This window comes from Ruegeria sp. HKCCD7181 (assembly GCF_057221055.1).
This window is the reverse complement of the sequence record NZ_JBWVBC010000008.1, coordinates 171,803-189,960: the sequence shown is the minus strand read 5'-3', so window position 1 is coordinate 189,960 and position 18,158 is coordinate 171,803. Positions and strand designations below refer to the sequence as shown.

Below are 18,158 nucleotides of genomic sequence, written 5' to 3'. Positions count from 1 at the left end.
ACCTCCTGAAGGAAGAGTAGCCCCATGCGTAATCAGGTCAAATCAGGCCAGTTCCCCGGCCAAAGCCTTGTCAATCAGCGAAATGGTTTCGGACACGCCATATAGCGCGATGAACCCGCCAAACCGCGGCCCCTGGGATGCGCCCAACAGTACTTCGTAGAGCGCTGTGAACCAGCCGCGCAACGGGTCAAATCGCTCGCGCCCTATGGAATATACCACAGATTGCAGTGCCTCGTCTTCGATCGGCCCGTCATAGGTTTCCAACGCAGCTTTCAGCGCTTCCAATGCTTCACGTTCCTGGTCCGTCGGTGCGCGATGCTTGCGGGTCGGTTTGACGAAATCGTTGAAGTAACGCACTGCAAATCCAGCCGCCTGATCCAGGTCGGGGTGACTTTCCGCGGTAGCCTCCGGTGCATAACGGCGGATGAAACCCCATAGCGCCTCTTTGTCTTCCGCGCCCGAAACAGATGCTAGGTTCAGTAGCATCGCAAATGGCACGATCAGTGTTGATTCCGGAACGTTTCCGCCATGAATATGCCACACCGGATTATTCAACTGCGCCTTCAACTCCTGCCCCGGGTAGGCCCTCAGTTGCTGATGATATTCGTCGTACGCCTTCGGGATCACATCAAAATGCATCCGCTTGGCCGTCTTTGGCTTCTGATACATGAAGTATGCCAGACTCTCGGTCGGCGCATAGGTCAGCCACTCGTCAATTGATACGCCATTACCGGACGATTTCGAAATCTTCTGACCATTCTCATCCAGGAACAACTCGTACGAGAAATGTTCCGGCGCGCGACCGCCCAGAGCCCGGCAGATCGAGTCATAGATTTTTTCGTTCGTGGCGTGCTCTTTGCCGTACATCTCGAAATCGACACCCAGCGCCGCCCAGCGCGCGCCGAAGTCCGGCTTCCATTGCAGCTTCACGTTGCCACCAGTGACGGGAACGGTCCATTCTTTGCCCGTCTCGTCGTCGAAAGTGACAGTGTAGGTCTCGGCGCAGACCTTTTTCATCGGCACATACATGACCCGCCTACTTTCGGGGTGCAGCGGCAGGAAGATCGAATAAGTCTGCTGACGCTCCTCACGCAGGCTTTTCAGCATGATCGCCATGATCTCGTCATAGCGCTCAACCGCGCGCTTGAGGACCTCGTCAAACTGTCCGGACTCGTAGAATTCCTTAGCCGAGTAGAACTCATACTCGAACCCAAAGGTATCGAGGAACCGGCGCAGCATCGCGTTGTTATGCGCGCCAAAGCTGTCATATTCGCCAAACGGATCCGGCACCGAAGTCAGCGGGCGCTGCAAATGTTGTTCCAGAATCTCCGGGTTTGGAACATTGCTGGGCACTTTGCGCATCCCGTCCAGATCGTCCGAGAAACAAATCAGCTTGGTCGGAATATCAGACAACAACTCGAACGCGCGTTTGACCATCGTGGTCCGCGCGACCTCGCCAAATGTTCCGATATGCGGCAGGCCGGAAGGACCGTATCCGGTCTCGAACAACACATATCCCTTCTCCGGAGCGCCTTTTTGATAGCGTTTGAGCAACCGGCGCGCCTCTTCAAAAGGCCAGGCCTTGGACGACATCGCGGTTTCACGCAGTTCAGACATTTGATTTGATCTCCATCGGGGGAACAGTGCCAGCTACCCCATGCAACCGACCCGGCTTCTCCTATTGTGCTCATGCAGCATGAGTCAATAAAGCACGGCTCTTTTCGCCACATGTCTACCACTATTTCCGTGACAGTGGACTTGTCTTGCCCATTTCTAAATGTGTTTTACGGTGGTCGGCGTCTGTACATCATGGATGGGGCAAAGACATGTTGGGACTAGATCTGCTGGTCAACGCTGCGAACGTTTTTTATCTGTTGTCTTACTCTGTAAAAGACATTCTTTGGCTACGTATCTTGTCGATAGTCGGCGCAGTTATTCTGTTGCCCTATTACTATCTCCAAAGCACGCCGCTATGGGCACCGATTGGTTGGAACCTGTTTTTCATGGCAATTAATATATACTGGGTTGCCCGCCTTTTGTTGGAACGCCGCCCTCCGCCGTTTACCGAAGAAGAACGACGACTGTACGAACTGGCCCTCCGAAATTTTAGTGAACCGGAGGCTTTCAAGCTTCTTCGGATGGGTGTCAGCAAATCGGTTCCAACGGGAACTACGCTGCTCCAACAAGGTGAAAACGTTCGCAACCTTTCGCTCATTGCCGACGGCGAAGTCAGCGTCGAAATGAACGGCACTCCAATGGACACACTTGGCGAGGGTCGCTTTCTCGGAGGCACCGCCTTGCTGAGCAATGACGAACACTTCACTGCACCAGTCACGGTACGCGCCAAAAAGGCATCACGCATCATTGTTTGGAACCTGCCAGATTTAAATGCTGAATTTGCACAGAATTCCGAACTGCAAATTGCAATAGAATCCCGTCTTGGGCTGGAAGTCTCACGTTTCTTGCAGACCGCAAGAGCGCAGTTGCTTTGAACCTGCCTAGATAGATCAGAACGCGAATTTTAGATAGATTGGGACACTGTTGCCGGTCAGCCCTGTCATTTTAACGGTATTGGCAAGTGGCAAGTGAGACCCGTGTGCGCACCAACCAAGTCGACTCTGCCTCCGGTGCAAACAAGGTGTTGAACCTGCTCCCGGCCCCTCATATCGTGCGCGACGAGTTATACCCAAGCAGGACGAACCCATGACCGAGCAAGTTCCCCACCCAATGTCCCCGCAAGATTGCCTTGTGGCAATCATGGTTGCGGTCTCGGCATCGGACGAAACCATTCGCACTGCCGAGTTGGTTAAGATCGAAACTGCCGTGAACATGCTGCCGGTTTTTGCTGAATATGACATCGACCGCACCCGCCGCGTTTCACAGATCGTTTTTGATCTGTTCGAACAGGAAGATGGTCTGGATGCGCTTTTCGGCTTGATCCGTAACAACCTGCCCGAACGACTGCACGAAACCGCGTATGCGCTGGCCTGTGACGTGGCAGCTGCTGACGGATCATTGGCCGAGACTGAACTGCGTCTGCTGGAAGAGATCCGGTACGAGCTGAATATCGATCGCCTGCATGCCGCGGCCATCGAACGCGGGGCTCGTGCCCGTCATACTGTCTGACTTTGGTTTCAACTGCCGTACAGCGCGCCCCACCGTTCAATGAGGGCTCGCTGCAATTTGCGAGATCTTCTGTTCCAGCTACGGGCGCCTTCTGGGCGCTCGCGAAATGCGCGCGGAATTGTGGCGCGGTGATCTACATCGGCTGAAAAGATGGCAAAGGCCAATTCGGCACCTTCCGCCGTTGTCAGAAAGCCGCCAAGCCCCGATACAAAATTCAGCGTTCCCGTTTTGGCGTCGACAGTGATCGGGTGATTTTTGACCGGTCTTCCATTTCGGTCGGTCAGAGCAAATGGCTTAAGTAAAGGTCGCAAAACCTCGGAGTTACGCGCCGCGACCAATACAGCCACCAGATCACCCGGCGCCATGCGTGACGTGTCCCCAAGACCGGAATGATCGACCATTGCGATCCCGCCCACGCCGAAGACCTCGGAAGCCCATTGGTTCATTTCAGCCGCCGAATCCGCAAGGCTTTGCAAGTTGGCGCCGCGTGCTTTCGACGCCGCCATCCCGACCATTTCCGCCGTGACATTGGTCGAATACTTCAGCATCCCGCGCATAATGCTATCCAGCGGGTCGCTTTGGTGCACCACCAGAACTGTTCCCTGCGGCGCTTCACGCGTGACTTGTACGCGGCCCAACACGATTCCGTTCGCTCGTGCCAGCGTCCGGAAAACGTCGCCCGTATACAGCGCTGGCTTGCGTACCGGCAGCCAACGCGCGCCGCCATTGCCCAACGCACCTTTGGCCACGGTCCAACGATCCTGCCGTGCGCTGGGTTGATATGTGTAGATTGGAAGACTGCGACTTTCGACCTTCATCGACGCCATGTCGACCGAAGGTCTGTAATGCTGACTGCGCGCATCCATTGAAACGCCATAGCTAGCGCCTTCGCGCTTCCACTCGAAATGCACACGATTGAAATTCAACGAAATGCCACTGATAGCCGGGCTATACCCAAGATGGTCGGGCTGGCCAGGGTCAATACTGAATACATATGGCAAAGCCCCGTCATAGACCTTGAAGGCGCCTCTAACCTCGGTAATTCCGGCCTTGCGCAGATTTGCGGCCATAACGGCCAGGGCGTCCGTATCCAACAATGGGTCACCGCCACCGACAAGGATCAGATCTCCTTTGAGGATTCCTTTCTCGATCACCCCATCTGCCACCAGCTTAGTCTCGAACCGATAATCCGATCCCAAAACATCCAACGCATAAAGCGCAGTCAGCGCCTTTGCGACACTCGCCGGCGGTAAGCCTCGGTCTCCTCCGAATGCCTCCAATTGAGAACCTGTCTTGACATCAGCAACGGCGAATACGACTTCGCCTCGCAACCCGGCAGACTGAACAAGACGCTCCGCCCCTGTTAGCTGTACGCCCCGCACCTGAGGACGCAATGACACCAATGGCGCTTCGGCCAGAGCGGAGGCCGGAAGCAGAGACGCCCCTAACCCACCAAGAAATGCACGACGCGAAAAACGATCAACCATGGTCAATTAAAATCCCAGAGATCTCCGCCAAACAACCATCGATTACGATAATGAGCCCAGGGGGGCTATTCAGGCAACACTCCGGTCGTCCATTCGCCCCGCGTACGGATTTCAGTCGAGCTGACATCGACCATCGGCACATTTACGAAACACCAGGCCGGTGCCGACGCCCGCCCCAATAAACGCCGCGCCTGCCCGTCGATCCGGTACTTGGCATAAACCCGCGCTGCGGAAGACATCCGGGCCGAGATCCGGTCCCCTGGCCGCGCCACCACGCCTACCGGCACATTGTCCATGATCAACCGCCAATCTTTCCATTTATGGAACTGCGCCAGATTATCCGCGCCCATCAGCCAGACAAATTTGACCTCCGGATACAATCGTTGCAGCGCAGCCAGCGTATCAGCCGTTGCTCGCGTACCCGTTTTTGCCTCGATGTCCGTCACTTCAACCCGTGGGTGCCGCATCACATCTCGCGCAACATCCATTCGCTGCGCCAGCGGCGCAGGCCCTCTCACTTTCAACGGATTTCCCGGAGATACCAGCCACCAGACCCGATCCAGCCCGAAAGCCTTCATCGCTTCTAGCGTGACATGCACATGTCCCTGATGCGGCGGATCAAAAGACCCACCGAACAGCCCCACGACCTGTCCCGGCCGCGCATATGGAACAGCACTTCGCAACATCCCTTGCTGATGTTCAGAACTCAGGGGTGTTGTCAATCAACAGGTTGCACCGCGTCGCCCAGCCGAACCCGCCCGGGCCGCACCACCTCGGCGCACCAGCCGCCATGTCCGCGCACAGCGGAGTAGCCCCCCCTTACCCAGCGCCTCCTCCATCCGGCTGCAGGGCGCGCAGATCACGGTAAAGCGCAATATGGCCTCGCCTACCTGCACCTCACGCCCCTTGAGCGCCGCCAGATTGATCCCCGAAACCACCAGATTGCGCCGCAGGACTTCCGGTGCCACCGAGCCCTGCCCCAGATACGAGCCTATGGCCACCAGATGTTCCTGCTGAATCAGAGTCACCGCTCGCTTGCCTGCCCTGCTGCGATCACCAGAAAGCCCGCCGGCGGAGATCATGGCAGCATCCACAATCTCCATCTCAACCCGCCGGTCAGGGCGCAGACCAACCCATTCAACCCTCCCCGGCTGCGTCCAGCCGCCGATAAGATCGGAAATCATCATGTTCTGATTTCACTCAATTCCGCGTCACAGGAAAGCCCGTACCGGCGGTCGGTTCCGAAGTGCTCCCGCCTATGACAATTAGGGCAAAGCGCTATCATGTTGAAAACCTCATCGGCACCGCCTTCAGAAAGCCAGACCTTGTGGTGAACCTCAAGAAACCACTCCCCCAACGCATTCCTGAACGTCCGCTCGCCGCAACATTCACACCGCCCCGCAGCTCTGGATCGGACCCCTTTGACAAAATCAGAATTCCGAACGAACCTGTTGCTGCTCACCAACTTGCGCCCTGGTTGCGCCCCGGCGTTGATCGCCAACCCGTTTTCTTCATTTTCACCGTCTGCCGTGATCACAATGTGTGGGTCGGACAGCTCATTCGGGTCGAATCCGCGCACGCCGAGAATTCGAGATTTGCTTGTCGCAAACTTGACGATTTCAAATCCCAGACGGCTCAAATCGGGTTCATATGTCTGCGTGACCCATTCGCGCGGCTTTGTCGCGGCAGGCACACCTGACATTGCCTGGTTCACGACGATCTTCAGATCCCAAAGCGTATGGTCAACCGGACATAAGACGTAGGTGTTTTGCGAAGGTGCCCGTCCAGTTGGCAAATAACTCAGTGATTTCGTCCAATCTATGGCGTCCTGAATGTGCCGCCGTCTAATTCCCATCTTGTCAAATGACATCTGCTGATTGCTCCTCAATCTCTTCCAATATATTACCGCCATTAAACTTGGATTCCATCGGAGCAGATCAATGGCCGCCTATCAATATGTCTACCACATGCAGGGTGTCTCCAAGACCTATCCCGGTGGCAAGAAGTGCTTTGAAAACATCCACCTGAGCTTTCTGCCCGGTGTAAAAATCGGTGTTGTCGGCGTCAACGGCGCGGGTAAATCGACGCTGATGAAGATCATGGCTGGCCTCGACACCGATTTCACCGGCGAGGCTTGGGCGGCTGAGGGCGCCAAGGTCGGCTATCTGCCGCAGGAACCACAGCTGGACGAAACCCTGACCGTCCGCGAAAACGTCATGCTGGGCGTGGCCGGAAAAAAGGCAAAGGTCGACCGCTTCAACGAGATCGCCATGGAGATCGCCGAGAACTACTCGGACGAGCTGATGGAGGAAATGACCACCTTGCAGGACGCGATCGACGCGGAAAACCTGTGGGACCTCGACAGCCAGATCGACGTGTCGATGGAGGCGTTGCGCTGCCCGCCGGACGATGCCAACATCGCCAACCTCTCGGGCGGTGAGAAACGCCGCGTGGCGCTCTGCAAGCTGTTGCTGGAAGCGCCCGACATGCTGCTGCTCGACGAACCGACCAACCACCTGGACGCCGAGACCATCGCATGGTTGCAACAGCACCTGATTGACTACAAAGGCACCATCCTGATCGTCACCCACGACCGTTACTTCCTGGATGACATCACCGGCTGGATTCTCGAACTCGACCGTGGTCGCGGCATTCCTTACGAGGGCAACTATTCCGCGTGGCTGGAACAAAAGGCCAAACGGCTGGAGCAGGAAGCCCGCGAGGACAAGTCCAAGCAGAAGACCCTGCAGCGCGAATTGGAATGGATGCGTCAGGGCCAGAAGGCCCGTCAGGCAAAATCCAAAGCCCGGATCAACGCCTATAACGAGCTGGCCGAGCAGTCCGAACGCGAAAAGCTGACCCGCGCCCAGATCGTCATCCCCAACGGCCAGCGCCTTGGCGGCAAGGTGATCGAGGTTGAAGGCCTCTCGAAACATATGGGCGACAAGCAACTGATCGAAGGGTTAGACTTCGCCCTGCCCCCCGGCGGCATCGTCGGTGTCATCGGCCCCAACGGTGCCGGTAAATCAACGCTGTTCAAGATGCTCACCGGTCAGGAACAGCCCGACAGCGGAACCATCACGCTGGGCGACACGGTTGAACTGTCTTACGTCGACCAGTCCCGCGACGACCTGAAAGACAACGACACCGTTTGGGAAGCGATCACCGGCGGGGCCGAGATTATCCAGTTGGGCGACGCGCAGGTCAATTCCCGCGCCTATTGCTCGTCCTTCAACTTCAAGGGTGGTGACCAGCAGAAAAAGGTCTCGCTGCTGTCAGGTGGTGAGCGCAACCGCGTCCACATGGCCCGCCTTTTGAAAGAGGGCGGCAACGTCCTGCTGCTCGATGAACCGACCAACGATCTGGACGTCGAAACCCTGCGCGCGTTGGAAGACGCCCTCGTCGATTTCGCCGGCTGCGCCGTGGTCATCTCACACGACCGCTTCTTCCTCGACCGGATTTGCACGCATATTCTGGCGTTTGAGGGTGACGCCCATGTGGAGTGGTTCGAAGGGAACTTCGAGGATTACGAAGAGGACAAAAAGCGGCGGTTGGGACCGGATGCGTTGGAACCTAAGCGGTTGAAGCATAAGAAGTTTGCGCGGTAACAGGTGATTTTTTCCGCTACAGAAGATCGAGATTTCATTCTAAAGGAAATGAAGGATGATCCTGATGCACGCGACAATATTCTAGCATTGGCGTGCATTGGGAGTGCTTTTTGCGCGATCTGCACCTTCGAAGACCTAGTTACGACTTTGGTGGCCACATCAAGGGCCCAATTGCTAAAAAGTTTAGACAAAGTAGAGATCGAACGAGCCGACTTGTTTCTCGAAACACATCGAGTGGCCTCTCAATCGACGCTTGGGCGCTTAGTAACAGTACTTGAAAAAAGCGGCGTAGAAGGTAGAGACATCAACTACCTTCGAGCAATCACTAATCTCAGGAACGATTTTGTCCACCGATTGATGGATCAAACTCCGCTTCCCGGAGACTGGGCTCGATACGGCTATAGTTTAGACCAGTTTTCCGAATACACGCGATATGTTGCGCGCCACGTTAGCTACGCCAAAAGCGTTTTTTCAAGGATTATGGTTAAGCACGGCTTGTTAGCTGGGGACTTCGGCTCATTTGGGGCGATACTTTGGAACCCGGACGAACCTTTTGGAAGCAACGATGATGGGCAAGCGTAGGATGGGTGCTCGCACCCATCACTCCTCAATTCTCGAATATCCAACCACATAAATTGATGGGTGAAGTCACCCATCCTACGGCTCTCCGAATTTCCCTACGGCGACACCACAACTCCATTCCGGATCAACCCGACCCGCACGAATTCCGCGATGGATCGACGAATACGACCACGTAGTTGGGTACTCTTCCCTCGGCGGATTCCCGTTCAATGTGCCTTTTTCGGCCTGAAAGCACACCAGAATCCCAACAATCTTCCCTTGTCACACGCCTTTCCCGATGCCATATCCATGGGGCTTACGTTTTTCTATTCGACCTACTGTCTCCGTTTCCGGCGCTCAGTCTATCGATACAGACAACGACGCCAGGCTGCCGCAACTCCGTGGGCAGCACTAAAACAGGAGACACGGATATGCCTGCAGGCACCGTAAAATGGTTCAACACCACCAAAGGCTTCGGCTTTATCGCACCTGAAGAAGGCGGCAAAGACGTCTTCGTACACATCTCTGCTGTAGAGCGTTCGGGCCTCACCGGTCTGGCCGACAACCAGAAAGTCACGTACGAGCTGCGCGCTGGTCGTGACGGCCGCGAAAGCGCCGACAACATCGAACTGGCTTAACCAGTTGAAAGGGTGGGGATCTTCCCCGCCCTTTTTCTTTCAGAGCCCCCGAGAGTGTGGCGCTCGCAATACATCACATTTTCTTTATCTGTGCGCGCCGATTGACCAGATCGGATATCCTTTGGAAACTGGATTCATGTTTTCATTGATCGATAAGTGAGCCCTGCCATGTTCACACGCCGCACATTTCTAGCCTCAACTGCTGCCGCCAGCCTCGCACCCAGTATGAGTTTGGCCAAAAAGAAACCGGTCGAATATGACCCGACACCGCAAGTTGTCCGGATCAAGAAGCAGTTTCAACCCGGCCAGCTTCTGGTCGCACCCCGTTCATTCTATCTGTATTTCGTGACCGAGCCGCGCAAGGCAATTCGCTACGGATGCGGCGTCGGCAAGGCGGGACTCGAATTCACCGGCACCGCCACGATTGATGTGAAAAAGGAATGGCCGACCTGGCGCCCGACCGACGAAATGATCGAGCGCGAGCCAGTGACTTATGCCCGCTTTAAGGACAATGACTATGTTCAGCCGGGAGGTGGCGACAACCCTTTGGGGGCGCGGGCGCTGTATTTGTTCCAGAACGGTGTCGATACTTATTTCCGCATCCACGGCACAACGCAGCCACAGACAATCGGGCATGCCGTGTCAAACGGGTGTATCCGGATGCTAAACGAGCATGTGATCGACTTGTACCAGCGGGTTCCGTTGGGAACGGTCGTAACGGTCGTTTGACTTACCCCTTATTCCGAGGCCTGCTCAACCAGCTCGAGCACATGCGGACCAAGCGCGTCTACAATCACGGAAACGCCGAACTTATTGGGATGAATACCGTCAGCCTGCATGAATCGGCGCGCAGCCCTTGGATCATCACCGACCCCAAAGCCTTCAAAAAAATTTGGAGCAAATAGCGTCTGATACTGTCCGGCCAGGTTGGGATATATTGAATCGAACGCTTGCTTGTAAGCGGCACCATAGTTGCCGGGCGACTTCAACCCAATCAGCAGGACATCCACGTCCGCTGCATCGGCCACGCTGAGAATATAATCCAGATTCGCACGGGAAACGGTCGGGTCTATACCCCGCAACAGGTCGTTTCCGCCCAGCGCCACGATCATTCCGTCAACATCGGGTGTCAGCGTCCACTCCACCCGTGCCGCCCCGCCCGCCGTTGTATCCCCCGAGACACCTGCATTGATCAGACGCACCTCAGCCCCTTGATCCTGCAACCAACGTTCCAATTGTGGTACAAATCCGTTCTGTTTGGCCAGCCCGTGTCCCTGCGTCAGCGAGTCCCCCAAAGCCGCAATCACCACAGGCTCGGCTGTGGCCGCGAAGCCGCAGCAGATGAAGACACCTGAAATCAAAGCCTTGCGAATTTTTTCTACGGCGCCATATCCCAATTGACTGAACTCCTTTTGGAATGATCGATGACGACACCAGTTCTGACGCTTAAAGATGCCGCTTTGTCGCTGGATGGCAATGCCGGTCGTGTCGATATTCTGCATGAAATCACCTTAACGGTAGGTCAAGGCGAAACACTGGCGTTGGTTGGCCCATCCGGGTCAGGAAAATCCTCACTTCTGATGCTGATGGGCGGGCTGGAACAAGCGACGGCTGGCAGCGTGATGGCACTTGGCCGTGACCTAACCGGAATGGATGAAGACGCGCTGGCTCGGTTCAGGCGTGATTCAATGGGCGTCGTCTTTCAGAATTTTCACCTGATCCCGACCATGACTGCGCTTGAGAATGTCGCGACTCCGCTGGAACTTGCAGGTTACAAGGATGCATTCGTCCGCGCCGAGCAGGAATTGCACGCTGTCGGCCTGTTCCATCGGCGCGATCACTATCCCGCCCAGCTTTCGGGCGGAGAGCAGCAGCGCGTGGCACTGGCCCGGGCCTCGGCCCCGCGCCCAAAGATTTTGCTGGCAGACGAACCCACCGGCAACCTGGACGAAGCCAACGGGGCGGCCATTGTCGACCTGCTCTTTGACTTGCGAGACAAGCATGGCGCAACACTGGTTCTGGTCACCCATAGCCATACGCTGGCGCAGAAATGTAATCGGGTTGCCCGGCTAAGGGATGGTCGCATTTCCGAGTACATAACGAGAGAGGCCGCAGAATGAGTCTGCGACTTGCTGCGCGGATGGCGCGTCGGGAATTGCGCGGAGGATTACGCGGTTTTCGCGTGTTTCTGGCCTGCCTTGCCCTGGGTGTCGCGGCAATTGCAGCCGTCGGGTCTGTACGATCGGCGATTGAGACAGGTCTGGCGCAGGAAGGGGCAGCTTTACTTGGCGGAGACGCCGAGCTGGAATTCACTAATCGGTTTGCGGATGATCGAGAACGGGCGTGGATGGAGGAAGCTGCGCACGCTGTATCCGAAGTTGTCGACTTCCGTTCGATGGCCGTAACAGACCACAACGGCGAAACGCAACGGGCGCTAACACAGGTTAAGGCAGTGGACGATGCCTACCCTTTGTTGGGTTCCGTCCAGCTGCAACCGAGCATTTCGTTGTCAGCAGCGCTTGATGGGACGAACGGCCTGCCGGGCGCAATTATGGAACCTACGCTTATTGAACGTATGGGGCTGTCTTTCGGCGACAGGTTTGCACTCGGTACACAGGATTTTGTGCTGATGGCAGCATTGGAACACGAACCGGACGGCGCCGCAGACGGGTTTGGCTTGGGTCCACGGACTTTGGTTCGCACACAAGATCTCGAGAACTCCGGCTTGCTAGAGCCGGGGACATTGTTTTCTACCAAGTACCGTCTGAACCTGCCGGGGGAAACCGATCTCGCCCGAATTTCTGCGGACGCAGGACAAGCCTTTGAGGGCACCGGAATGCGCTGGACTGATGCCCGTAACGGTGCGCCGGGTATTACCGAATTCGTTGGTCGCCTCAGTGCATTTCTGGTCCTGGTGGGCTTGTCCGGGCTGGCTGTTGGTGGGATCGGCGTTTCAGCCGCAGTTCGCGCGTATCTGGCGCAGAAGACCGATACCATCGCAACACTACGCACATTGGGCGCTGACAGAGCCACAATTTTTCAAACCTATATGATCCAGATCGGCGTTCTTTCCGGCATAGGAGTTCTGTTAGGCGTGTTTCTTGGTGGCGCGCTTCCCCTGTTGCTGGCTCCGGCAATCGAAAGCCGTCTGCCTGTACCAGCGGTATTTACACTCTATCCGCAACCTCTCGCAGAGGCTGCGTTGTATGGGCTGCTTACGGCGTTTCTGTTCACCTTGTGGCCTTTGGCCCGCACAGAAGAGGTACGCGCAGCAACGTTGTTCAGGGATGCCCTGTCATCCGCGCGCAGCATTCCACGCCCTGTTTACGTTCTCGCAACTGGGATCGGGCTGGCGTTGTTGATCACCGCTGCTGCAGTGTTCAGCGGGTCTACCCAGCTGACGCTCTGGACTGGCGGCGGGATCGTCGGCGCGCTTTTCCTTCTGTCGCTATCGGCCTTTGCCATCCAATGGCTTGCGCTCAAAGGCAGCCCCCTGGCACGTGGTCGTCCTGCCTTGCGGTGGGCATTATCTGCGATTTCCGGCCCACGCGAAGGAGCGGCCTCTGTTGTACTGTCGCTCGGGTTAGGCCTGTCGGTTCTTGCTACTGTCGGTCAGATTGATGGGACATTGCGAAACGCAATATCGGGGAATCTGCCCGACGTCGCTCCATCATATTTCTTTGTCGACATTCAAAAGGACCAGATGCCCGGATTTTCCAAACGGCTAGAGACCGACCCCGCCGTTAGTCGGATCGAAAGCGCGCCGATGCTGCGCGGCATCATTTCAGAGATCAATGGGCGCCCAGCCCACGAGGTTGCTGGTGATCACTGGGTATTGGAGGGCGACAGGGGCGTAACTTATTCAGAACGCCCAGCTCCGAACACCCGAATAACCGAAGGAAGATGGTGGCCTGACACCTATTCAGGACCCCCACAGGTCAGCTTTGCCGCAGAAGAAGCGTTGGAAATGGGTTTGAAACTGGGGGATGAGCTGACTGTCAACATCCTTGGGCGCGATATCACCGCGGAACTTACTTCGCTACGCGAAGTGGATTTTTCAACGGCAGGCATGGGTTTTGTCATGTCGATGAACCCTACGGCACTGGCTGGCGCGCCACACAGTTTTATTGCAACCGTTTATGCTGAGGAACATGCTGAAGCTGCCATTCTGCGGGATCTTGCCGGGCAATTCCCCAACATCACGGCAATCCGCGTGAGGGATGCAATCGACCGAGTCTCGGGGCTGCTCGAAGGACTGGCTGCCGCGACGTCCTATGGTGCTGGAGTCTCGCTACTGACAGGTTTTCTTGTACTGATCGGCGCTGCCGCAGCGGGGGAACCCGCACGGCGTTACGAGGCCGCGATCCTCAAGACGCTGGGCGCTGGTCGGCGACGCGTTCTGTTCAGCTTTGCCTTGCGGGCCATTTTGCTGGGCGCTGCCGCCGGGTGCGTCGCCCTTTTGACCGGAATCCTCGGTGGATGGGCCGTTGCGACCTATATCTTTGAAACGGATTTCACCGTCATCTGGTCATCAGCACTGATCATCATCGGCACCGGTATAGCCGTGACGCTGGGCGCCGGCCTGATCTTTGCGATTCGCCCACTTTCCGTCCGGCCAGGCCGTACCCTACGTGCCAGCGACTGAACTCAGTGCACACAAGCGACGGGCTGCAATATCCTGAGCAGCTGATCATTGTCGCAAACCAGTGCATCCAGCGTGATTTCGTCCAGCGAGGCATAGAACACTTCGGCGGCGTCCTGCAGGGCCAACCGCAACCGGCAGGCATCTGTCAGGGGACACGTATTGTCTGCGTCGGCAAAACACTCGGCGATCGGTAGACCGCCCTCAACGTGGCGAAAGACCGACCCGATACGAATCTGATCCGCGGGCCGCGCTAGCGACATACCGCCATTCCGACCGCGCTGCGTACTGAGATAGTTCAGCTGGCCAAGTTGGTTGATCACCTGAGCCAGATGATTTTCCGAGATATTGCACACCTCTGCAATCTCGGATTTGGTCACCAGCCGATCCTGATGTGCAGCACAATACATCAAAAGCCGCACAGCAATATTTGTCCGTTTGGTAATCCGCATGGAATCCTCCCAGAATACTAGATGCAATCTTATTGCATGCCCGACAAAAAAGCGGTTTGACATACATCAATCGCTACAAAAGGAAGCCTCAGCGCATGGCAGACCCCTATTTCTTTGGCTATGGCAGCCTGGTGAACCTTGCCACACATGATTTTCCCGATCCGCAGCCGGCTGTTTTAAAAGGCTGGCGACGCGTCTGGAGGCACACAGATCTGCGACCAGTCGCTTTCCTGACTGCGGTCCCCGATTCGAATTCCGAAATTCAGGGCATGGTCGCGCACGTCCCTAAAAACGATTGGGTCGCATTGGATGAACGAGAATGGGCCTATGACCGAATTCCGGCGACACAGTCCATCACCCATCCCCTGACGCATGATGTCGAGATTGCGGTTTATGCCGTGCCGAAGGGCCGTCAAAACGAACCCACCAACTGCCACCCTCTGCTGCTGAGTTACATTGACGTTGTCGTGCAGGGTTATTTGCGTGCATTCGGTTCCGAAGGCGCAGATTTGTTCTTTGCCACCACTGATGGCTGGGAGGCCCCGATTCTGAACGACCGCAGTGAACCGCGTTATCCGCGCCATCAGCAGTTGAACCCTTCCGAGACTGAATTCGTGGACGACCGGCTGCATCGGATATCCGCGCGGATATTGCAGGACGCCCGCTAAAAAAGGGTGGAGTTTTCACCCCACCCTTCTTCCAATCCATATTACTGACAGTGGCAGCTCACCTTGCTGCGCAGGGAACGTCAGCCCCGCGCGCGGATTACCTGCAATAACGGCAACAGAGTCGCCATTTCCGGACCCCGTTCCATACCGGTCAGCGCTTTGCGCAATGGCATGAACAGGCCTTTACCCTTGCGGCCTGTGGCTTCTTTCACGGCCTTGGTCCATGCACCCCAGGTTTCACCGTCAAACGGCCCCTCAGGCAGCAATGCCATCGCCTCGGCAATGAAATCGCAATCTTCATCGGCGATCAGAGGCTCTGCTCCGTCTCGGCACAACTCCCACCAACCCTTGAGGTCGGCCAGAGTGGTGATGTTCTCGCGCGCCATAGCCCAGAACGGTTCAGCCAACGCTGCCGGAACTCCTGCATCGGCAACGGCATCAGCCACGTCAACCAGAGGCAGCGACTGCAGGTGTTTGGCGGTCAGCGGGAACAGGTCCTGTACGTCGAATTTGGTCGGCGCTGCGCCAAAGCGAGTGACGTCGAACCCTTCGATCAGTTCGGCCATCTCGGCCCGCAACTCGACCGGATCAGACGAACCCAGCCGCGCCATCAGGCTGAGCAGAGCCATCGGTTGCACCCCCTGCTCGCGCAGATCGCGCAGTGCCAGCGTACCGAGTCGCTTGGACAGCGCCTCGCCCTGCGGGCCGGTTAGCAGCGAATGATGCGCAAAGCGCGGGCATGTGCCGCCCAGCGCCTCGATGATCTGGATCTGGGTCGCAGTGTTGGTCACGTGGTCCGAGCCGCGCACAACGTCGGTCACGCCCATCTCGGTGTCGTCCACCACCGACGCAATCGTATAGAGAACCTGACCGTCGCCCCGGATCAGCACCGGGTCGGACACCGAGGCCGCATCAATCGAGATGTCACCCAGAATACCGTCGGTCCATTCGATCCGCTCATGGTCCAGCTTGAAGCGCCAGACGCCGTTGCCGCGCTCGGCGCGCAGCGCATCTTTCTCTGCATCCGACAAGTTGAGCGCGGCGCGGTCGTAGACCGGCGGCTTGCCCATATTCAATTGCTTCTTACGCTTCAGGTCCAGCTCGGTCGGCGTCTCGAACGCCTCGTAGAACCGTCCCATCTCACGCAGCTTGTCAGCGGCCTCAGCGTACCTGTCCAACCGCTCGGATTGCCGCTCAACCCGGTCCCAATGCAATCCCAGCCATTCCAGATCCTGCTTGATGGCGTCGACATACTCTTCTTTCGACCGCTCAGGATCAGTGTCGTCGATACGCAGGATGAACGTGCCGCCAGCCTTGCGGGCGATCAGATAGTTCATCAGGGCGGTACGCAGGTTGCCCACGTGGATGTAACCGGTGGGCGACGGGGCAAAACGGGTGGTTGTCATGGGTGTCTCCTGTTGGCGCGGCTCTTGTCACATGAACAGCGTTTTGTCCAGCAGCCGCTTGAGGAGATACCCAGCCAAGAGGCGTGTCAGTTTGGTTCCACAGGCCAATAGCGGCCCAGGTCATTCAACCCAGAAGTTATCAATTCTGACAAAACTTGAAGATCAATGTCCGGCAGCTTGTTCACATACAGGCACGACTTGCCCAGCTTGTGCTTTCCCAAACGAGACAGGATTTCTCCAAAATCGGCGTATCCCGGCATGATGTAAATGGAATGCGCGGCCTTGCGCGGAGAAAAACCGGTTGCCAGAAAGTCCCCCTCGCGCCCGGTGTCATAACGGTAGTGGTATCTGCCATAGCCAATGATTGAAGGCCCCCACATAACAGGTGCGAACCCCGTAATGTCGCGAAACAGCGCGTCAAGCACACGCGCCTCTTCCGCTTTGCGAGGCGGCAGGACGCCCGACACAAAGCTCTCGACGCTTTGCTTTGTTGGAACGGTTTTGTTCTGAGATCGCGGCATGAACAAAAATTAACACGTAATGTTCATCTGCGCAGCCCATGTGTTGGGGTATAGAGTGGCGGGACGCTCGCATCGACCTAGTTGAAATCCTGATGTTCTGACAGGGAGAACGAAAATGACAATTAAACTGACACGCCGGTCGGCTCTTGGAACTGCCGCTGCTTTGCCATTTGCAACAGTGGCAGCACCGGTTCTGGCCGCGGAATCGGACACCAAAGCCAATTCTACGATCGCCAAGTCCTTCCAGCTGGGAGGTTTTAAAGTCACTACGCTTCTGGATGGTAGCCTGCCGCGCGATGGAGCCAAAGAGATCTTCGGCGGCGGCGCCACAGACGAAGAATTTGCCAAGGTCTCGGCCGAGAATTTCATACCTGCTGACAAGGCGCATTTCTTCTTTACCCCCACATTGGTCAATACCGGGTCTGAACTGGTTTTGTTCGACACCGGCCTTGGACAGGGCGGCATACAGGCTGCTCTGGCTGACGCAGGCGTGACTCCGGATCAGGTAGACGTGGTAGTCATCACTCACATGCATCCCGACCACATCGGCGGCATGACGACTGACGATGCTCCGACATTTCCGAACGCGCGCTACGTTACTGCGGCGACGGAATATGACTTCTGGGCAGCTCAGGATGCAGGTAACCGGGTGGGTGATCTGGTGGCCGCCAAGGTGACGCCACTGGCGGAAAAGATGACGTTTGTCGAAGACGGCGGCGAGGTCACCTCGGGTATCACGGCCATGGCGGCGTTTGGGCATACGCCAGGTCATATGGTTTATCATCTGGAAAACAACGGCCAACGCCTGATCCTGACCGCCGACCTTGCTAACCACTATGTCTGGTCCTTCGCCCATCCGGAATGGGAGGTGCAGTTTGACATGGACAAAGCCGCTGCCACCGAGGCGCGGCGCAATGTGCTGGGCATGCTAGCCGCCGACAAGGTTCCGATGATCGGCTATCACATGCCTTTCCCCGCCGCCGGGTATGTCGAAACCCGCGGTGACGGATTCCGTTTTGTCCCGGTCAGCTATCAGATGATGGGCTGAG

Annotated in this window: 19 protein-coding genes; 10 read left to right on the top strand and 9 right to left on the bottom strand. The window is 56.7% G+C overall.

What is annotated here, in order from left to right; genetic code table 11:
- Window positions 1-42 precede the first annotated feature (42 nt).
- Window positions 43-1,617 (bottom strand): lysine--tRNA ligase, encoded by a 1,575-nt coding sequence (locus AC2TCY_RS16565; RefSeq protein ID WP_480849003.1) that lies wholly within the window; start codon window positions 1,615-1,617, stop codon window positions 43-45.
- 209 nt (window positions 1,618-1,826) lie between these two features.
- Between AC2TCY_RS16565 and AC2TCY_RS16560 the strand changes: the two genes are divergently transcribed.
- Both AC2TCY_RS16560 and AC2TCY_RS16555 read left to right on the top strand, forming a co-directional pair.
- The gene (locus AC2TCY_RS16560) at window positions 1,827-2,492 is read left to right on the top strand and encodes a cyclic nucleotide-binding domain-containing protein (RefSeq protein ID WP_480849002.1); all 666 of its coding nucleotides are present in this window, start codon (window positions 1,827-1,829) and stop codon (window positions 2,490-2,492) included.
- Between the two features lie 211 nt (window positions 2,493-2,703).
- Entirely contained in the window at window positions 2,704-3,126 is a 423-nt protein-coding gene (locus AC2TCY_RS16555; RefSeq protein ID WP_480849001.1) for a tellurite resistance TerB family protein, read from the top strand.
- Window positions 3,127-3,134: 8 nt separating this feature from the next.
- Here AC2TCY_RS16555 and dacB read toward each other — a convergent pair whose 3' ends face one another.
- The 4 genes from dacB to AC2TCY_RS16535 all read right to left on the bottom strand — a co-directional run bounded on the left by dacB (window position 3,135) and on the right by AC2TCY_RS16535 (window position 6,483).
- Complete coding sequence (gene dacB, locus AC2TCY_RS16550) at window positions 3,135-4,613, bottom strand: D-alanyl-D-alanine carboxypeptidase/D-alanyl-D-alanine endopeptidase (protein WP_480848999.1); 1,479 nt, start codon at window positions 4,611-4,613, stop codon at window positions 3,135-3,137.
- A gap of 65 nt (window positions 4,614-4,678) precedes the next feature.
- Complete coding sequence (locus AC2TCY_RS16545; protein WP_480848997.1) at window positions 4,679-5,299, bottom strand: nicotinate-nucleotide adenylyltransferase; 621 nt, start codon at window positions 5,297-5,299, stop codon at window positions 4,679-4,681.
- Between the two features lie 36 nt (window positions 5,300-5,335).
- The gene (locus AC2TCY_RS16540; protein WP_480848996.1) at window positions 5,336-5,800 is read right to left on the bottom strand and encodes an MOSC domain-containing protein; all 465 of its coding nucleotides are present in this window, start codon (window positions 5,798-5,800) and stop codon (window positions 5,336-5,338) included.
- Window positions 5,797-6,483, bottom strand: coding sequence for an HNH endonuclease (locus AC2TCY_RS16535; protein WP_480848994.1), 687 nt, complete (start codon window positions 6,481-6,483; stop codon window positions 5,797-5,799). Before AC2TCY_RS16535 ends, AC2TCY_RS16540 begins: the two co-directional genes overlap by 4 nt.
- Window positions 6,484-6,553: 70 nt before the next feature.
- Between AC2TCY_RS16535 and ettA the strand changes: the two genes are divergently transcribed.
- From ettA to AC2TCY_RS16515, 4 genes are all read left to right on the top strand, one after another.
- On the top strand, window positions 6,554-8,221 hold the full coding sequence (ettA, locus tag AC2TCY_RS16530) for an energy-dependent translational throttle protein EttA (RefSeq protein WP_480848992.1): 1,668 nt from the start codon (window positions 6,554-6,556) through the stop codon (window positions 8,219-8,221).
- Window positions 8,222-8,224: 3 nt separating this feature from the next.
- Window positions 8,225-8,803 (top strand): hypothetical protein, encoded by a 579-nt coding sequence (locus AC2TCY_RS16525; protein WP_480848991.1) that lies wholly within the window; start codon window positions 8,225-8,227, stop codon window positions 8,801-8,803.
- 410 nt (window positions 8,804-9,213) lie between these two features.
- Entirely contained in the window at window positions 9,214-9,420 is a 207-nt protein-coding gene (locus AC2TCY_RS16520; protein ID WP_008757902.1) for a cold-shock protein, read from the top strand.
- 168 nt (window positions 9,421-9,588) lie between these two features.
- Entirely contained in the window at window positions 9,589-10,149 is a 561-nt protein-coding gene (locus tag AC2TCY_RS16515) for a L,D-transpeptidase (protein ID WP_480848989.1), read from the top strand.
- An 8-nt stretch (window positions 10,150-10,157) separates the two neighbouring features.
- On the opposite strand, the gene AC2TCY_RS16510 is transcribed toward AC2TCY_RS16515, so the two are convergent.
- Window positions 10,158-10,817, bottom strand: coding sequence for an arylesterase (locus tag AC2TCY_RS16510; RefSeq protein ID WP_480848987.1), 660 nt, complete (start codon window positions 10,815-10,817; stop codon window positions 10,158-10,160).
- Window positions 10,818-10,844: 27 nt separating this feature from the next.
- On the opposite strand from AC2TCY_RS16510, the gene AC2TCY_RS16505 reads away from it, so the two are divergent.
- Together AC2TCY_RS16505 and AC2TCY_RS16500 are read left to right on the top strand one after the other, a co-directional pair.
- Window positions 10,845-11,540: an ABC transporter ATP-binding protein gene (locus tag AC2TCY_RS16505; protein ID WP_480848986.1), complete on the top strand. Its 696-nt coding sequence runs from the start codon at window positions 10,845-10,847 to the stop codon at window positions 11,538-11,540.
- The gene (locus AC2TCY_RS16500; protein ID WP_480848984.1) at window positions 11,537-14,065 is read left to right on the top strand and encodes an ABC transporter permease; all 2,529 of its coding nucleotides are present in this window, start codon (window positions 11,537-11,539) and stop codon (window positions 14,063-14,065) included. Before AC2TCY_RS16505 ends, AC2TCY_RS16500 begins: the two co-directional genes overlap by 4 nt.
- 2 nt (window positions 14,066-14,067) lie before the next feature.
- On the opposite strand, the gene AC2TCY_RS16495 is transcribed toward AC2TCY_RS16500, so the two are convergent.
- On the bottom strand, window positions 14,068-14,514 hold the full coding sequence (locus tag AC2TCY_RS16495; RefSeq protein ID WP_480848983.1) for an RrF2 family transcriptional regulator: 447 nt from the start codon (window positions 14,512-14,514) through the stop codon (window positions 14,068-14,070).
- A gap of 95 nt (window positions 14,515-14,609) precedes the next feature.
- On the opposite strand from AC2TCY_RS16495, the gene AC2TCY_RS16490 reads away from it, so the two are divergent.
- Window positions 14,610-15,182 (top strand): gamma-glutamylcyclotransferase family protein, encoded by a 573-nt coding sequence (locus AC2TCY_RS16490; RefSeq protein WP_480848982.1) that lies wholly within the window; start codon window positions 14,610-14,612, stop codon window positions 15,180-15,182.
- A gap of 80 nt (window positions 15,183-15,262) precedes the next feature.
- Here the strand turns inward: AC2TCY_RS16490 and gltX are convergent, their stop codons facing one another.
- Together gltX and AC2TCY_RS16480 are read right to left on the bottom strand one after the other, a co-directional pair.
- Window positions 15,263-16,588, bottom strand: a complete 1,326-nt coding sequence (gene gltX / locus AC2TCY_RS16485; RefSeq protein ID WP_480848980.1) for a glutamate--tRNA ligase — start codon at window positions 16,586-16,588, stop codon at window positions 15,263-15,265.
- An 86-nt stretch (window positions 16,589-16,674) separates the two neighbouring features.
- A complete protein-coding gene (locus tag AC2TCY_RS16480; RefSeq protein WP_480848979.1) occupies window positions 16,675-17,109 on the bottom strand; it encodes a DUF1801 domain-containing protein in 435 nt (144 codons plus the stop codon).
- Window positions 17,110-17,224: 115 nt separating this feature from the next.
- On the opposite strand from AC2TCY_RS16480, the gene AC2TCY_RS16475 reads away from it, so the two are divergent.
- Entirely contained in the window at window positions 17,225-18,157 is a 933-nt protein-coding gene (locus AC2TCY_RS16475; protein ID WP_480848977.1) for an MBL fold metallo-hydrolase, read from the top strand.
- Window position 18,158: the final 1 nt, after the last annotated feature.

Bases quoted from the DNA above. Each gene is read 5' to 3' on its own strand.
- AC2TCY_RS16565 (WP_480849003.1), bottom strand. From the start codon at position 1,617: ATGTCTGAACTGCGTGAAACCGCGATGTCGTCCAAGGCCTGGCCTTTT.
- AC2TCY_RS16560 (WP_480849002.1), top strand. From the start codon at position 1,827: ATGTTGGGACTAGATCTGCTGGTCAACGCTGCGAACGTTTTTTATCTG.
- AC2TCY_RS16555 (WP_480849001.1), top strand. From the start codon at position 2,704: ATGACCGAGCAAGTTCCCCACCCAATGTCCCCGCAAGATTGCCTTGTG.
- dacB (WP_480848999.1), bottom strand. From the start codon at position 4,613: ATGGTTGATCGTTTTTCGCGTCGTGCATTTCTTGGTGGGTTAGGGGCG.
- AC2TCY_RS16545 (WP_480848997.1), bottom strand. From the start codon at position 5,299: ATGTTGCGAAGTGCTGTTCCATATGCGCGGCCGGGACAGGTCGTGGGG.
- AC2TCY_RS16540 (WP_480848996.1), bottom strand. From the start codon at position 5,800: ATGATGATTTCCGATCTTATCGGCGGCTGGACGCAGCCGGGGAGGGTT.
- AC2TCY_RS16535 (WP_480848994.1), bottom strand. From the start codon at position 6,483: ATGTCATTTGACAAGATGGGAATTAGACGGCGGCACATTCAGGACGCC.
- ettA (WP_480848992.1), top strand. From the start codon at position 6,554: ATGGCCGCCTATCAATATGTCTACCACATGCAGGGTGTCTCCAAGACC.
- AC2TCY_RS16520 (WP_008757902.1), top strand. From the start codon at position 9,214: ATGCCTGCAGGCACCGTAAAATGGTTCAACACCACCAAAGGCTTCGGC.
- AC2TCY_RS16515 (WP_480848989.1), top strand. From the start codon at position 9,589: ATGTTCACACGCCGCACATTTCTAGCCTCAACTGCTGCCGCCAGCCTC.
- AC2TCY_RS16505 (WP_480848986.1), top strand. From the start codon at position 10,845: ATGACGACACCAGTTCTGACGCTTAAAGATGCCGCTTTGTCGCTGGAT.
- AC2TCY_RS16500 (WP_480848984.1), top strand. From the start codon at position 11,537: ATGAGTCTGCGACTTGCTGCGCGGATGGCGCGTCGGGAATTGCGCGGA.
- AC2TCY_RS16495 (WP_480848983.1), bottom strand. From the start codon at position 14,514: ATGCGGATTACCAAACGGACAAATATTGCTGTGCGGCTTTTGATGTAT.
- AC2TCY_RS16490 (WP_480848982.1), top strand. From the start codon at position 14,610: ATGGCAGACCCCTATTTCTTTGGCTATGGCAGCCTGGTGAACCTTGCC.
- gltX (WP_480848980.1), bottom strand. From the start codon at position 16,588: ATGACAACCACCCGTTTTGCCCCGTCGCCCACCGGTTACATCCACGTG.
- AC2TCY_RS16480 (WP_480848979.1), bottom strand. From the start codon at position 17,109: ATGCCGCGATCTCAGAACAAAACCGTTCCAACAAAGCAAAGCGTCGAG.
- AC2TCY_RS16475 (WP_480848977.1), top strand. From the start codon at position 17,225: ATGACAATTAAACTGACACGCCGGTCGGCTCTTGGAACTGCCGCTGCT.